The organism is Lentzea waywayandensis (assembly GCF_900115955.1).
GTDB lineage: Bacteria > Actinomycetota > Actinomycetes > Mycobacteriales > Pseudonocardiaceae > Lentzea > Lentzea waywayandensis.
Window position 1 is genome coordinate 336,711 of record NZ_FOYL01000001.1, and the last position, 14,453, is coordinate 351,163.

13 protein-coding genes are annotated in these 14,453 nt (G+C 70.1%); 10 read left to right on the forward strand and 3 right to left on the reverse strand.

What is annotated here, in order from left to right; all coding sequences use genetic code 11:
* Nucleotides 1-19 precede the first annotated feature (19 nt).
* A complete protein-coding gene (locus tag BM417_RS01535) occupies nucleotides 20-862 on the reverse strand; it encodes a DUF6461 domain-containing protein (RefSeq protein WP_093588531.1) in 843 nt (280 codons plus the stop codon).
* A gap of 43 nt (nucleotides 863-905) precedes the next feature.
* A complete protein-coding gene (locus BM417_RS01540; protein WP_177320229.1) occupies nucleotides 906-3,788 on the reverse strand; it encodes an alpha-L-fucosidase in 2,883 nt (960 codons plus the stop codon).
* 193 nt (nucleotides 3,789-3,981) lie between these two features.
* Between BM417_RS01540 and BM417_RS01545 the strand changes: the two genes are divergently transcribed.
* Complete coding sequence (locus tag BM417_RS01545) at nucleotides 3,982-4,848, forward strand: DUF4231 domain-containing protein (RefSeq protein WP_093587911.1); 867 nt, start codon at nucleotides 3,982-3,984, stop codon at nucleotides 4,846-4,848.
* An 18-nt stretch (nucleotides 4,849-4,866) separates the two neighbouring features.
* On the opposite strand, the gene BM417_RS01550 is transcribed toward BM417_RS01545, so the two are convergent.
* Nucleotides 4,867-5,253: a hypothetical protein gene (locus tag BM417_RS01550; protein ID WP_093587912.1), complete on the reverse strand. Its 387-nt coding sequence runs from the start codon at nucleotides 5,251-5,253 to the stop codon at nucleotides 4,867-4,869.
* A 30-nt stretch (nucleotides 5,254-5,283) separates the two neighbouring features.
* Between BM417_RS01550 and BM417_RS01555 the strand changes: the two genes are divergently transcribed.
* Genes BM417_RS01555 through BM417_RS01595 form a run of 9 tightly spaced genes read left to right on the forward strand, consistent with a single transcriptional unit; the run spans nucleotide 5,284 to nucleotide 14,437 of the window.
* A complete protein-coding gene (locus BM417_RS01555; RefSeq protein ID WP_093587913.1) occupies nucleotides 5,284-5,829 on the forward strand; it encodes a helix-turn-helix domain-containing protein in 546 nt (181 codons plus the stop codon).
* Nucleotides 5,830-5,856: 27 nt separating this feature from the next.
* Nucleotides 5,857-6,936, forward strand: a complete 1,080-nt coding sequence (locus tag BM417_RS01560; RefSeq protein WP_093588533.1) for an NAD(P)/FAD-dependent oxidoreductase — start codon at nucleotides 5,857-5,859, stop codon at nucleotides 6,934-6,936.
* Complete coding sequence (locus tag BM417_RS01565; RefSeq protein ID WP_093587914.1) at nucleotides 6,933-7,115, forward strand: 2Fe-2S iron-sulfur cluster-binding protein; 183 nt, start codon at nucleotides 6,933-6,935, stop codon at nucleotides 7,113-7,115. Before BM417_RS01560 ends, BM417_RS01565 begins: the two co-directional genes overlap by 4 nt.
* Entirely contained in the window at nucleotides 7,112-8,527 is a 1,416-nt protein-coding gene (locus BM417_RS01570; protein WP_093587915.1) for an NAD(P)/FAD-dependent oxidoreductase, read from the forward strand. The genes BM417_RS01565 and BM417_RS01570 overlap by 4 nt, the downstream gene beginning before the upstream one ends.
* A 2-nt stretch (nucleotides 8,528-8,529) precedes the next feature.
* Nucleotides 8,530-9,423, forward strand: coding sequence for a dihydrodipicolinate synthase family protein (locus tag BM417_RS01575; RefSeq protein WP_093587916.1), 894 nt, complete (start codon nucleotides 8,530-8,532; stop codon nucleotides 9,421-9,423).
* On the forward strand, nucleotides 9,420-10,412 hold the full coding sequence (locus BM417_RS01580; RefSeq protein ID WP_093587917.1) for a proline racemase family protein: 993 nt from the start codon (nucleotides 9,420-9,422) through the stop codon (nucleotides 10,410-10,412). The genes BM417_RS01575 and BM417_RS01580 overlap by 4 nt, the downstream gene beginning before the upstream one ends.
* A 17-nt stretch (nucleotides 10,413-10,429) precedes the next feature.
* A complete protein-coding gene (locus tag BM417_RS01585) occupies nucleotides 10,430-11,296 on the forward strand; it encodes a hypothetical protein (RefSeq protein WP_143138461.1) in 867 nt (288 codons plus the stop codon).
* Entirely contained in the window at nucleotides 11,297-11,971 is a 675-nt protein-coding gene (locus BM417_RS01590) for a hypothetical protein (RefSeq protein WP_093587919.1), read from the forward strand.
* A gap of 21 nt (nucleotides 11,972-11,992) precedes the next feature.
* The gene (locus tag BM417_RS01595; protein WP_093587920.1) at nucleotides 11,993-14,437 is read left to right on the forward strand and encodes a hypothetical protein; all 2,445 of its coding nucleotides are present in this window, start codon (nucleotides 11,993-11,995) and stop codon (nucleotides 14,435-14,437) included.
* The last annotated feature ends 16 nt before the right edge of the window (nucleotides 14,438-14,453 follow it).

Genomic DNA, 14,453 nt, shown 5'->3' on the forward strand with positions numbered 1-14,453 from the left:
CGGTCGCTGAGAAAACAGGTCAGGAGTGCCAGTCGTCGCGTTCGGGAAGGCGCAGCCACAGATCAGGCGCGGTGAACGCGCGGTCGTCCATCGGCCTCAACCCCGCGAACGCGAGGCAGAACGCCGCCGGTTCGTCCTGGTAAAGGTGTGCCAGCAGCACGTCCGCCGCTGTTTCCTCCTCCACGACGCCTTCGCCGGGATGCAGGTCCCAGTCATCGACGTCGCCGTCGCGGTACACGTCGCCGTGATTACCGCCCTTGGGGTTGGCGTACATGCCGACCGCGACGGTGCCCGCCGACAACCGTCCGAGCACGCCCGACATGGACGCCGTGTAACCCCAGAGCTGCATCAGCACACAACCGCCGGGCACCGTCGTCACACCGAGCACGGTCTCACCGCCCTGCGGCTCGGTCCGCCACTCCTGGATCTGCTCGTGAGTCACCTCGACGGACTCCGCCTCCAGCCTGCACAGCGCGGTCTCCGCGTCCACACCCGCGACGCACGCCAGGCTGTAGCCGTCGTCGCGGGGAACACCACCGAGTGCCGCCACGAGCCGGTCGCGTTCCTCGATGGCAGCGCGTTCTTCGTCCGTGAGGACTTCGTCGGTCGGCAACGCGTGTTCCGTGGCGAGGCTGAGCCGCGCCGGCGACCAGCCGTACATCATCGAACGTGCCGGATCCGCACCCGCGGCGAGCAGGACCCGGACGTTCTCGGGCCGGCTCGCGTGCACGGCGCGCCACAACGCGGTGCGCTCCTCGTCCATCGCGTCGATGTCGTCCGCCTGAGCGATCAGCTCCGCGACCTCCTGCGGTGACTTGAACTCAGCGGCCCAGTGCAATTCGGAAAGCCAGTCATCCCCCATGAACGGCACCCTACCGAGGCAGGGTGCCGTTCCAGCACGGAGATCAGGCGAGCGCGATCTGGTCCAGATCAGGCGCGCCCGCGCTGTCGTTGCCGAACCTGATGGTGTTGGCGCCGGCGTTCAGCGTCACCGGGATCTCGGCCACGTAAGGCGTGTTGTTGCCGAGCCCGTCGAGCTTGACCTCGACCGGCGCGCCGCCGTTGACCGTCACGAAGTACGACCGCGGCCCGTTCACCGTGAACTGGATGAACAGCTTGTAGGAACGCGATTCCGGCACCGTCACGTTGGGGAAGGTCACCGACGCGTCCGCGCTGCCGCCGATGTTGCGCACCTTCTCCGCGCCCGAGCACGTCCCGCAACCCGTCAGCCCGGTGCTGCCGAACTGGTTCGCCGAGTCCTCCGCCTCGCGCACGAACACTCGGTCGGCGGGCCTGGTGCGCACCGGCACCGTGCCCGAGACCTTGCGGTCCGAGCCGAGCAACTGGAACGAGGCAGCGACAGGAATGCTCACCGCGCCCACGTCCGCACCGGCGGGCGAGGTCGCGGTCCAGGTGCCTTCGAGCAGGCCGGCCAGGCGCATCGACGCACGCGTGGCCGGCGCACCGGTCAGCGTCCAGCCCGCGGGGAGAGCCGGGGCGAGGGACACGTTGTCGATCTGGTCGTCGGCGTCGAGCCGCAGCCGTGCGGTGATCTTCACGGACTGCTGACCGGGCGCGACCCATTGCACGCCATGGGGTTCCACGGTCAGGGTCGTCTTCGGCGTGTAGTTCGACGGCGGCAGCCCGCCCACCGAGATCCGGTCCAGGCCGAGCCTGCCGGTGCCGAACACCTTCACCGTGTTGCGGCCCGCGTTCAACGGCACCGCGACCGACGTCGGATCCGGCACGTCCGCCCGATCGCGAGGCACCGCAACGGACACCGGCGCCGCGCCGTTCACGGAGACCGAGACGACCGAGGACTCGGCCGACATCAGGTCGAGCCGCAGGCTGTAAGTACCAGCCGTGCCAACGGAAACATCGCGGTAGGTCACGGCATTGCGCTCGCCGCCACCGAGACCGGTCACCTGCCGTGCGCCGGAGCAGGCCGCACAGGACTCACCGCGCGCCGAACCCGACCGTGACGCGTCCTCGGCTTCCAATGCGCCCGGCAAGCCGCGCGGATAGCTGTGGCCGACCCGGATCTCGTCGATCTTCAGTTCCTTGAAGTAGACGGGAGCCTGCGGCCCGCCCCAGGTGTTCAGCACGGTCAGCTTCAGGAACCGGGCCTCCTGCGCCCCGATGTCGATGAACTGAGTTCCACGCGCCGAAGGCAACGCCCCACTGCGGACGTGCCACCAGTTGCGGCCGTCAACAGACGCCGTCAGCTGGTAGTCCTTGATGCGCGAGGAATCCTCCGGCCGCCCGAACGACACGCGGGCGTGCGTGGGCGACGACTCGCGCTGGTTGATCGCGAGGAACGCGGCCTCCTTACGACGGCCGAGGTCGAGCGAGATCGAGACGGGCTGCGCGGCGTTGGCGTCCCAGTACGTCTCATAGCTGCCATCGGTCAGATGAGAGGCCGGGAAACCGTTCTCGGACGACGTCGCCGAAGCCTTCACGCCGGTGTAGAAGCCTTGCTGCCCAGCGGTTTCCACGGCGAACACCGTGTCGTACTCGTCCCACGCCGTTATGCCCTGGATCGTCAGGAACCCTGCCGACTGTGAGAACCGCATCCGTTCGCCGGTGCGCAGATCACGAACGCCGGTCACGCGATACCCGTTGTCCCGCAGGCGAACGAAGTCGGCGCGTGGCCTGGTGACGACGTGGACGTACTGCTTGCCGGTGCGTGGATTGATGGTGATCACGCCGTGCGCGCCGTCGTTCCAGAACCCCGGCTGCATGCCGCCGTACAGGTAACCGGCGCCTTCGACGCCCTGGATCGACTCGCGGATCGGCGGCACCCACGAGGCCATGAAGTTGTTGTAGGTCTCCTGTTGCGCGGGCATCCTGCCGTTCACCATCGGCGTCTCGGCCATCAGCGACTTGATCGACGAACCCGCGTTGGTGACGTAGCGGCCGGTGTTCAGGCGCGTGTCGACGGCGTGGTTTCCGCCGTCGTACCACCAGTCGCCGGTGTTGGGCAGCTTGTAGCAGGCTTCGGACAGGCGCGGCATCGGCGTGAACGTCGCCGCCGGGTAGTCGTAGGACGGGAACATGCCGGTCTTCTGCTCGTTCGAGACCGTGTCCATGATCGGCGTGTCCTCGTTGTTGTTGCTCAGCAACCAGGTGGGCCGCAGCTGCCGGATCTGCTCGTAGAGCTTGTTGCGCTCCCAGTACTCGTTGTCGTTGTCGATCCAGAAGCCGGCGAGGTCGTCGTAGTTCTTCATCACCTCGAAGAAGAGCTCGTAGCTGTACTTGCCGAAGCCCTCGCGCGTGGTCAGGTCGACCTGCTCGCCGCGATGAGCCGAGTACGCGGCCGAGTCGAGCATCTGCACGCCCTGCTCGCTGTGCCACTGCGGGTCGTCGGTCATGTAGAGGATGACCTTGACGCCCTTGGCCTTGCCCGCGCGGACGAGCTCGCCGAGCAGATCGCGTTCGGTCGCGCAGCTGCCGGGGACCTTCGACGGCCACGGCCGCGCGTAGCCCAGCCGCGAGTGGAACGTCGCCAGCACGACGTAGGAGGCGCCGAGCTTGCGGGCCTCGTCGATCCAGTAGTCGGGGGTCCACCCGCCGCCGGTGACGTCGCGCTCCCACTCGGCGCAGTTCAGGTGCTTCGGGGCGGTGAACATGCCCCAGTGCAGGAACAACCCGGCGGTCGACTGCCGCAGCCACTCCTGTCTCGGGTGTTGCACCTCGGCTTGAGCGGCTCCTTGCGCCACCACGGTGAGCAGACCTGCGAGCAGCGCGGCCACCACAGCCACGCACCAACGACGTAGTCCCATGACCATTGCCTTCTCGTCCGGGGCGGCGGCGAGAAGATCCGATGATTGCAACCGGAACCAGGCGGGTCAAGGCCCATTCGCCGCCCAAAGATGAACACTCATCGGACCACTCGCCGATCCAGCGCGTCGTCAGCCGCCGCCGTGATAATCAGGCGTCTGGCTGCCCACGATCAACTTCGGCCGACTAGGACGGAACTGGATGAACGACGAGCACCTCCCCGGCTTCTACCACGACGCGGAGGCGGTCTCCCGGCTCGGGCAGCGGCTCACCCTGCTGTTCAGCCGGGTGCGGCTGATCGGCGCGGTGGTCGCGGCGGTCGGCGGTGCGTTCAAGTGGCAGATCGGCGGCGGCGTCGACGTCTGGGCCTGGGTGGCGCTGGGCGGGTTCCTCATCGCGCTGTTCGGCGAGCTCCTGCTGTGGGTGATGCACCCGGAGCTGAAGTGGAACGCCGGCCGGACCGTCGCCGAACGCGTGAAGTCGCTGGCCTGGCGCTACGCCGTGGCGGGCGACCCGTTCCACGGCATCGTCCAGAACCCGCGCAAGGAGCTGGACCTCGCCATCGCCGACGCGGTGCGGGAACACCGCAGGGAGGTGATGCTCACCAGCGCGAACGACAACGGCGAGCAGGTCATGACCGAGCTGCGCGCCAGGCCGTTCGACGAGCGCAGGACCGCCTACCGCGAAGCCCGCGTCCAGCCGCAGCTCCAGTGGTACCGCGACAGGTCCGCGATGAACGAGACCCGCGCGAACGTGTTCCGCGTCCTGATGATCGTCGGCGAGCTCGTCGCGATCGTCTTCGCCATCCTGCGCATCAACGGCGCGTGGGACGTCGACCTGTCCGGCGTGATGGCCGCGGCCGTCGCGGGCGGCGCGGCCTGGATCGGCCTGCGCCAGTACGAGAACCTCAGGATCACCTACGCGGCCGCGGCCGGCGAGCTCGCGGCCATCGACCACCGGCTCCCCTACGTGCGGGAGACCGACTGGGCCGCCGTGGTCGCCGAGACCGAGGCCGTGATCGGCAAGGAGCACGCCGCCTGGCTCGCGTCGCGGCCCAGCGCGACCTGAGCCAGGCGGAACGCGCCGTCAGCTGAGTGCTTCGACGACCTTGGTGACCATCGCCCGCTCGGCCACGGCCACCTCGCCGTCCGCGCCCGCCACCGAGCGGCACATCTCCGACACGGCGGCGCGGAAGATCGCGACGTCACGCGGTTCGTGGGCGTTGATGATCGCCACGGAGTCCCGCAGCGCGGCCAGGACCCCGGACTCCACATCGGACGCCGAGCCCTTCGGCAACGAGGGCGGCGCCGCGGCGATGATCGCGCGCAGGTCGTCCGTGAGCAGGGTGATGGCCCTGATGCCCGCCTGGCTCTCCTCGTCGACCGAGCCGGGGTCCGCAGTGGACACCAGCACCATGGCACCGAAAACGGCCGTGCGGAGGGTCTGCCCCTCCGCCTCCGTGTACGCAGTCATGGGCGCAAGCCTATGCAACGATCAGTGGCTATGAGTGCGGGTCAGGTGCTTGGCGCCAACATCAGGGCGTTCCGGGAGCAGCGCGGGCTGTCGCTGTCGGAGCTCGCGCGGCGGTCGTCCATCGCCAAGGGCACGCTGTCGCAGCTGGAGAGCGGCGCGGGCAACCCGACGATCGAGACAGTGTTCAGTTTGTCGAACGCTCTGGATGTGCCGGTGTCGGAACTGGTCACCGCGCGGACGCCGCCGGAGGTCGTGCTGGTCCGCGCCAGGGACGTCGAGGTGCTCAGCAGCAACGCCGTCGACCTGCGGCTGATGCGACGGATGGACGTCGGGGACACCGTGCTGGAGATCTACGACCAGCGGGTCCGGCCCGGTGCCACGCAGACCAGCGAAGGACACCCCGGCAAGGAACACGTGCTGGTCACGAGCGGTCAGCTCCGGGTAGGACCGGTGGACGAGCCGTACGAACTGGGACCCGGCGACTACGTGTGCTTCCCCGGTTCGATGCCGCACTCGTACGAGACTGTCGACGGTGAGGTCAGCTCGGTACTGGTGCTGGAGTACCCGAAGCACTAACGTTCATTCTATTGAACGGAGGTGGCGATGCAGCCGGACGTCGTGGTCATGGGCGCGGGCATCATCGGGGCAGCGTGCGCGCAGGCTCTGCGAGCGCGCGGGCTCCGTGTCGTCGTCCTCGACCGGCACGGACCGGCGTCGGGCACCAGCGCGGCCGGCGAGGGCAACGTCCTGGTCAGCGACAAGGAGCCGGGCCCCGAACTCGAACTGGCCCGGGCGAGTCGCGACCTCTGGCCGGAGCTGGCAGAAGACGCCGAATGGGAGGAGAAGGGCGGACTGGTCGTCGCCACGACTCCCGAGGCCGTCGTCCCGCTCCAGACCTTCGCCGCGAAGCAACGGGCCGCGGGCATCGACGCCTGCGAGATCACCACCGCCGACGCGCTGACCTGCGAACCGCACCTCAGCCCGGACATCACCGCCGCCGTCCACTACCTCCAGGACGCCCAGCTCAACCCGGTCAAGGCCACCCGCGCACTGCTGCGCGGCATCGAGGTCAGACGTACCGAGGTGTCCACAACGGACGGCCGCGGCGTGACGACCCCGGACGGCGTGATCAGCTGCGGCGCGGTCGTGAACGCCACCGGCCCGTGGGCGCGGAACTTCGGCGTCAACGTGCTGCCCCGGCGCGGCGTGGTGCTCGTGACCACCCCGATCCCCGGCACGATCCGGCACAAGGTCTACGACGCGGACTACGTCGGCGCGGTCGCGAGCGGCGACGCGGACCTCCAGACGTCCGGCGTGGTCGAGTCGACCCAGGCCGGCACGGTGCTGATCGGGTCGAGCCGCCAGCGCAAGGGCTTCGACGACACGATCGAGAGCAGGGTCCTGAAAGCGTTGGCGCTGAAGGCGATCGCGCTCTTCCCGATGCTGACGAACGTCCCGGTCATGCGCGCGTACGGCGGCTTCCGCCCGTACGCCCCCGATCATCTGCCGATCATCGGTGAGGACCCCCGCACGCCCGGCCTGTGGCACGCCACCGGCCACGAGGGCGCGGGCGTCGGTCTCGCCCCGGCGACCGGACGTCTGCTCGCGCAGCTCCTCACCGGCGAGACCCCGCTCGTGGATCCCCACCCGTTCCGCGTGGACCGGCCGGAGGTGATGGTGTGAAGGTGACGTTCAACGGCCTGGAGCGCGAGGTCGCCCATGTCGCGGAGTTGTTGCCCGGCAGGTTCTTCTGCGGCATCGGCGTGTGCTTCGGCTGCGTCGCGGAGATCAACGGCGTGCCCGAGGTCCGCGCGTGCCGCCACCCGTTGCGCAACGGCGACGTCATCAGGACGACGTCATGAGAGTCGTCGTGGTGGGCGCTGGCCCCGCTGGAATGGCCGCCGCTCGCACCGCCGCCGACGCGGGCGCCGAGGTCGTGATGGTCGACTCGGAGCCGGACGCGGGTGGGCAGTACCTGCGCGGCAGGGCCAGGTTCAGCCACACCGGGGTCACGCACCTCCGGAACACCGAGGTATGGATGGTGGAAGGCAACACACTGCACCTGAGGGGGCCCTCGGATAGAAGGGGTGAGTCGAGAGAGAACGAAGCCCCCTCCGCCGTCGCTGCCGCTCCCTGCGCCGCCACTGCCACCCCCAGCGCCGCCGCTGCCACCCCCAGCGCCGTCGCTGCCACCCCCTCCGCCGTCCCGGCCACCCCCAGCGCCGTCCCGGCCACCCCCAGCGCCGTCACTGCCACCCCCAGCGCCGCCGCTGCCACCCCCTCCGCCGTCCCGGCCAACCCACGCCTCCTCCACTTCGACGCGCTGGTCGTCGCCACCGGCGCCTACGACCGGCCGCTCCCCTTCCCCGGCTGGGACGGCCCCGGCGTGATCACCGCGGGCGCCGCGCAGGCTCTCGCGAAGCAGGGCGTCACGCTGGCCGAACGCGTGATCGTCGCGGGGACCGGCCCGTTCCTGCTGCCGGTCGCGACGGCGTTGCAGGACCTCGGTGCCACGCTCGTCGGCGTCTACGAGGCGTCCTCCCCCACCAGGTGGCTGCGCGAGGCCAAGGCGATCACCGCGAACCGGCACAAGATCGGCGAGCTCGCGGGCTACCGGAAAGTGCTGCCACGCCTGGAGACCCGCACCGCCGTGATCGCCAAGCACGGTGACCGCGTGACGGTCGCGAAGCTCGACAGCCAGTGGCGCCCGGTCAGCCACCGCACCGTGCAGGCCGATCTCGTCTGCATCGGCTACGGCTTCCTGCCCCGCACCGACCTCCTGCCGGACGCCAGCCGCACCGACGACTTCTACGACGTCGACGAACACCAGCGGACGTCGATCGAGCACGTCTACGCGGCCGGCGAGGTCACCGGCATCGGCGGCGCCGACCTCGCCGAGGCCGAAGGCGTCATCGCCGGAGCCGCCGCGGCCGGGCAGGAGCCACCGCGCAAGGCCGTGGAAGCCGTGCGCAAGGGCCGCCTGTTCGCGCAGGCCCTGGCCAGAGCGCACGCCGTGCAACCGGGCTGGCGGACGTGGCCGGCCCCGGACACCACCGTGTGCCGCTGCGAGAAGGTCCGCCTCGAAGATCTGGCCGACGCCTCCAGCATGCGCGAACTGAAGCTCACCAGCCGCGTCGCGATGGGCCGCTGCCAGGGCCGCATCTGCGCCCGCAACGCCGCCGAACTGACCGGCGTCCCGTTCGACGGCCAGCGCCGCGTGATCGCGGTCCCGATCCCCCTCGGCGAACTCGCCGCACTCCCGGAGGAGAAGTAGTCATGACCGAACGCCTCGACGGCGTCATCGTCGCCACCGCACTCCCCTACGCCGAAGACGCCGGTGCTCCGGCCGGACTGCGTCCCGACCTCGACAAGTTCGCCGAGCACTGCCGGTGGGTCGTCGAGAACGGCTGCCGCGGCGTCGGCCCGAACGGCTCGCTGGGCGAGTACTCGTCGCTGACCGACGCGGAACGCCGCGAGGTCGCCCAGACCGCCATCGCGGCGGTCAAGGGCCGCGGAATCGCGGTCATCGGCGTGCACGGCGTGGGCGCCCACCAGGCACGTCACTGGGCCGAGCTGGCGGCCGAGGACGGCGCGGACGGTGTGCTGTGCCTGCCGCCGACGATGTACCGGGCCAACCGCGGCGAGGTCGTGCACCACTTCCGCGAGGTCGCGAAGGCCGGGCTGCCGATCATGGTCTACAACAACCCGATCGACACCAAGGTCGACCTGACGCCCGACCTGCTCGCCGAGATCGGCCAGATCGAGAACGTCGTGGCGGTCAAGGAGTTCTCCGGTGACGTCCGGCGCGTGCTGGAGATCCGCGCGGCCGCCCCGCACCTCACCGTCGTGGCGGGCGCGGACGACGTCGTGCTGGAGAGCCTGCTGATGGGCGCGACGGGCTGGTTCGCGGGCTACCCCAACGTGTTCCCCGCCGAGAGCGTCGAGCTGTACACCCTGGCCCTCGAAGGCAAGCTCGAAGAAGCCCGCAAGCTGTACGAGAAGCTCGTGCCGGCGTTCCGGTGGGACTCGCGCACCGAGTTCGTCCAGGCCATCAAGCGTTCGATGGACTTCGTCGGCCGCTACGGCGGTCCGTGCCGTCCCCCGCGCGGCCCGCTGAGCGCCGAGCAGCTCGCGCAGGTCGACGCGGACATGAAGCTGGCGACCTCATGAGGTTCGCCAAGTACTTCAGCGCCGTCGACTCGCACACCGAGGGCATGCCGACGCGGGTCATCACCGGCGGGGTCGGCGTGATCCCCGGCGAGACCATGGCCGAGAAGCGGCTGAACTTCATCAAGAACCACGACCACATCCGCAAGCTCCTGGTGAACGAGCCGCGCGGGCACGCGGCGATGAGCGGCGCGATCCTGCAGCCGCCGACCCGCCAGGACGCGGACTGGGGCGTGCTGTTCATCGAGGTCTCCGGCCTGCTGCCGATGTGCGGGCACGGCACGATCGGCGTCGCGACGGTGCTGGTCGAGACCGGCATGGTCGAGATGACAGAACCTGTCACGACCGTGCGCCTGGACACCCCGGCCGGGCTGGTGCTCGCCGACTACGACACCCGCACGAAGCTCGTGACGATCCGCAACGTCCCGGCGTACGCGCACGAGCTGGACGCCGCCGTCACCGTGCCCGGACTCGGCGAAGTGCGCTACGACATGGCGTACGGCGGCAACTTCTACGCGATCGTGCCGCTCGCGGATCTCGGCATCCCGTTCGATCGCGTGGAAAAGGAACGAATTCTGGCCGCTGGTCTGTCCATCATGGACGAAATCAACTCGGTGAACCGGCCGGTGCATCCGGTCGACGCGGCGATCAGCGGCTGCAAGCACGTCCAGTTCACCGCACCCGGCCAGGACGGCGCCGACTCGCGCAACGCGATGGCGATCCACCCCGGCTGGTTCGACCGATCACCCTGCGGCACAGGCACTTGTGCCCGGATGGCCCAGCTGCACGCCCGCGGCGAGCTCGGCATCGGCGAGGACTTCGTGAACGAGTCGTTCATCGGAACGAGGTTCATCGGCCGGCTGCTGGAGGAGATCCCGCTCGGCGACCGCACGGCCGTCGTGCCCACCGTGGCAGGTCGGGCGTGGATCACTGGCATGGGTCAATATTTTCTGGACGAGACCGATCCGTTTCCTGAGGGGTTCGCGCTCTAGTCACTACAGTCATGCGCGTGACAACGACGCCCAGTCTGGAAGCGCTGCTGCGCATCGGACCGTTCCACTCGGCGCTGCGCGCGGCCATCCGCAGGCGTGGCCTGACCCTGGAACGGCTCCGGTTGCGCCTGGCACAGCAGGACGTGGCGGTGGCTCTGTCGACGCTGAGCGACTGGCAGCAGGGCCGGGTGCGGCCGATCTCCCCGAAGTCGCTCAAGGCCGTCACAGTCCTGGAGGAACTGCTGGAGGTGCCGCCCCGCGCGCTGATGACCCTGCTGGAGCACACCGGCCCGAGCGGCTGGCCGGACGTCGTGCCCGGCATGATGCCCGGCTTCAACGCCAACGACCTGGAGATCCTCTCCCGGCACGACCGGGTGTTCGTGGACGCCGCCAGGCACGCGTCCCGCGTCGACGTGCAGATGGTCGTCCGGGCCCGCCGTGACGGCGTCGACCGCTTCTACGCGCACTACTTCTGCGACGACTCGGTGGAGACCGCGCAGCTGCGTCAGGAAGCCGTGCGCAACTGCCGTCTCGGCCGGTCCACGCGCGACGAGGCCGAGCGCGTGGTCGTGGACGAGCTGCTGTTCGACAAGCCGTTGCTGGAGGGCGAGACCTGGGTCTTCGAGTTCGTGGCACACGACCCGACGCAATTGGACAGCATCGAGTACGCCCACGGCGTGCGGTGTTTTCTCGCGCAGAGCCTGATCGAGGTGCACTTCGACCCGGCCGCGCGGCCCGTCGACCCGCACGTCTACCTCCAGGACTGGGAGGAGCCGGAACCGCACCGGACGATCGACCTGGAACTGGACCACACGAACTCCGTGCACCACTTCGAGACTGATGTGTCGGTGAACTGGGTAGGTATCCGCTGGAGGTGGGCGTAGATGATCACTACCGACTTCGTGCCCGGAGCGCCTGCCTGGATCGATCTGGGCACGTCCGACGAGGCCGCAGCGGCTGAGTTCTACGGGCGCGTGCTCGGCTGGGGGTACCAGCCGCTCGAGACCCCGGGCTCCGGCGTGTTCACCCACGCGGGCCGGACGGTCGCCGGGCAGGTGTCCTCGCAGTCCGGTTCGTGGACCGTCCACTTCGCCGCGTCCGGTGCGGAGCCGGCGGCCGACGTCCGGCTGACCGATCCGCACGGCGGCGAGTTCGGCGTGTGGCAGGCGGGAGAACGCCCTGGGATCGGCGCGGTGTCGATCCCGGGGTCGCTGACGTGGCTCGAACTGCACTCCCCCGCGCCCAGCGCGTCGGCGGCCTTCTACCGTTCGCTGTTCTCGTGGGAGATCGAGCTGATTCCGGGTGCGCCCGGCCAGTTCCTGCGGCCGGCGGGCACGGGCGCCGGACGGCTGTTCGGCGCGATCGTCGCGGACACGCAGGCGTTCTGGCTGCCGTACTTCGAGGTGGCCGATGTGGATCAGGCCGCGGCCTCCGCGCCGGTCCTCCTCGCACCCCACGACCTGGACGGGGTCGGCCGGATCGCGGTGCTCGTCGATCCGTTCGGAGCGCGGTTCGGGGTCATGCGTTCCGTTACCGTCGAAAGCCTCCCAAACTTCTGAGTCGCCAGTTAGCGTGCGCTGGTGCAGTTGCCGTGGAGAGCCGCGCCCAGGGCCGCGCTGTCGAGTCCGCTCACGTTGCTGGTGAGCATCGCGACGACGTTGCTGCTGGGCTTCGTGGTGGCCGCGGCCGCACTGCATTCCTCCTCCGCGGGCAGTGCCGCTCTCGCCTACCAGCAGAGCCGGATGTGCCCGCATTCCGTGCATCCCTCGCTGGACGGGGACGGGATGCCGCTGGCCGCCGCCGCCGAGATGGCGGCGCGCAGCGACCTGGGCGCCGCCTACACGCCCATCGGCCGGCCCGACTTCAACGGGCTCGCGACCTACGGCCGCTTCGGCTATCGGCCGGACGCCCTGTCGCACCTGACGGTGGTGCAGGGCGGTGGCACCGGGTTGTGGGTGCCGCAGACGATCGCCACCGCCGCTCGCGTGCAGATCGGCGATCGGCTGACCGGGTCCTCGCTGGTGGTGACCGCGATCTACGCCGACCTCGCACAACCCGTGTCCGGGTGGTGGTGTTCCGAGGCGAAGACCGTGGTGCCGAACCCGTTGGGCGGTGACGGCGCCAGCACGTCGGTGATCTGGGTGGCCTCCTCTTCGGACCTCGCCCTGCTGCCGCCGGAGTTCACGGGGTACGCCACGGTGTCGCTGCGTTTCCCGGTCGAGCCACCGGCGACGCTCGCCGAGGCGGAGGCGTTGCGGGACAAGGGCAACGCGCGGCTGACGTCGCTCGGGCTGTCGTTGACGCGGACCGATCTGCTGTCCGGTGCGATCACGGCGGCACGGACGTCGGAGCGCAACGTCTCGTCCGCGCTGCTGCCGTTGGTGATCATCAGCGTGCTGGTCGGGCTCGCGGGCGTGGGCACCGTGACCGTGCAATGGGCGCAACGCCGGCATTCCGAGCTGCGGCTGCTGTGGGTGCGCGGGGCGAGCCCGCTGTCCCTGGGCTTCCGCGGTGTGCTGGAGCTGGGGTTGCCGCTGGTCCTGGGCGGTCTGCTCGGGCTGGTGGCCGCGCGGCTGCTGTTGCCGTTGTACGCGCCGGGGGTCGTGCTGGCCGCCGGAACGCTGTGGGTGGCGCTGGGTCTCGTGCTGGCCGTGGTCGTGCTGAGCCTGGCGGTGACCGTGCTGGTGGCGGCCTGGCGGGCGCACCGGACGTTCCAGACTCAGGCCCGGACGCGACGGCTTTCGCTGGTGCCGTGGGAGCTGGTCGTCGCCGGACTGGCCGTGGTGGCTTGGGTCCGCCTGTCCCACAACGGGTTGGGCACGGCGTTGAAGCCGGGTTCGCTGCCCCGTGTCGACGTGGCCGCGCTGGCGTTCCCGCTGCTCGTGGTGCTGGCGGCGGCGTTGCTCGCGACGCGGCTGCTGCGCTGGTCGCTGGCCTGGTCGCACCACGTGCAGTGGTGGCGGGTTCCGGCCGCCCAGCTCGCGTTGCGCCGCCTGGCCGCGGCCGCCGGTCCCGTGACCGGGGTGCTGCTCGTGGGCGTCCTGGCGGTCGGCACCATCGCCGTCGGCAGCGCGGTGGCGGGCGCGCAGCAGTCGGCGCTGGACTCGAAGTCGGGCGTGTTCGTCGGTGCCAACAGCACGGTCCAGGTGTCGCAGGACATCGCGCTCGGCCGGGTCGCGCTGCCTTCGTCGTTGCGGGGCAACACCACTCTCGTCGGCGTGAGCACGGGCGCGCTGGTCGTGGACCCTGTGACGTTCACCGACGCCGCCGTTCTGAACGACGCTCCCGCGGTGCGTTCGCTGCTCTCGGGGTTGCGGCGGGACGGGGAGATAGCGCAGGCCGTGCGCATCGGCCGTTCGGCGAACCAGGAGATCCAGGTCCCCGGCCTGCCGTTGCTCAAGCCCGTGGCGTCGCTGCCGTCGTTCCCGAAGCTCGGCACGCGCGGCTACGTGGTGGCCCGCGACTCGGTGCCCGCCGCCGAACAGGTCGGCTCGTGGCACCTGTGGTCGTCACTTCCGTTGTCCGCCTTGACTTCCGCTCTGCAAGCCGAGGGCATCCACTACACGAACGTCGCCGACCGCGGCCGCGTCCTGGACGGCCTGCCGTTCCTGACCGTCGAGTGGACCTTCGGTTTCGTGGCGGCGATCGGCGTGGTCCTGGCCGTGGTCGCCGCCGTGGCGCTGCTGCTGGCCGTCGAGGTCCGTCGCCGTCAGAACGCCGTCTCCGGCGCGTTGTCGACCCGCATGGGCATGCGCCCGTCCGTGCTGTGGTCGAGCCATCTCCTGGAGGTGGGCGCGTTGGCGTTGCTGGCACTCGGGATAGGCTCGGTGGCCTCGTTCATGAGCGCCGGGGCGGCCGTACCGCGGCTGGATCCCGCGCCGTGGCTGAACCCGGCCCCGATGCTGCCGGACCTGCTGCCGTTGCTGGGTTCGATGGTGACGTGCGGCGCTCTGGTGGTCGTCGTGGCGGCCTGGCTCGCGTTGCGCGGTGTGCGAACCGCGCGGATGGGAGAACTGCTCAGGTGATCCGCGCTTGTGGCGT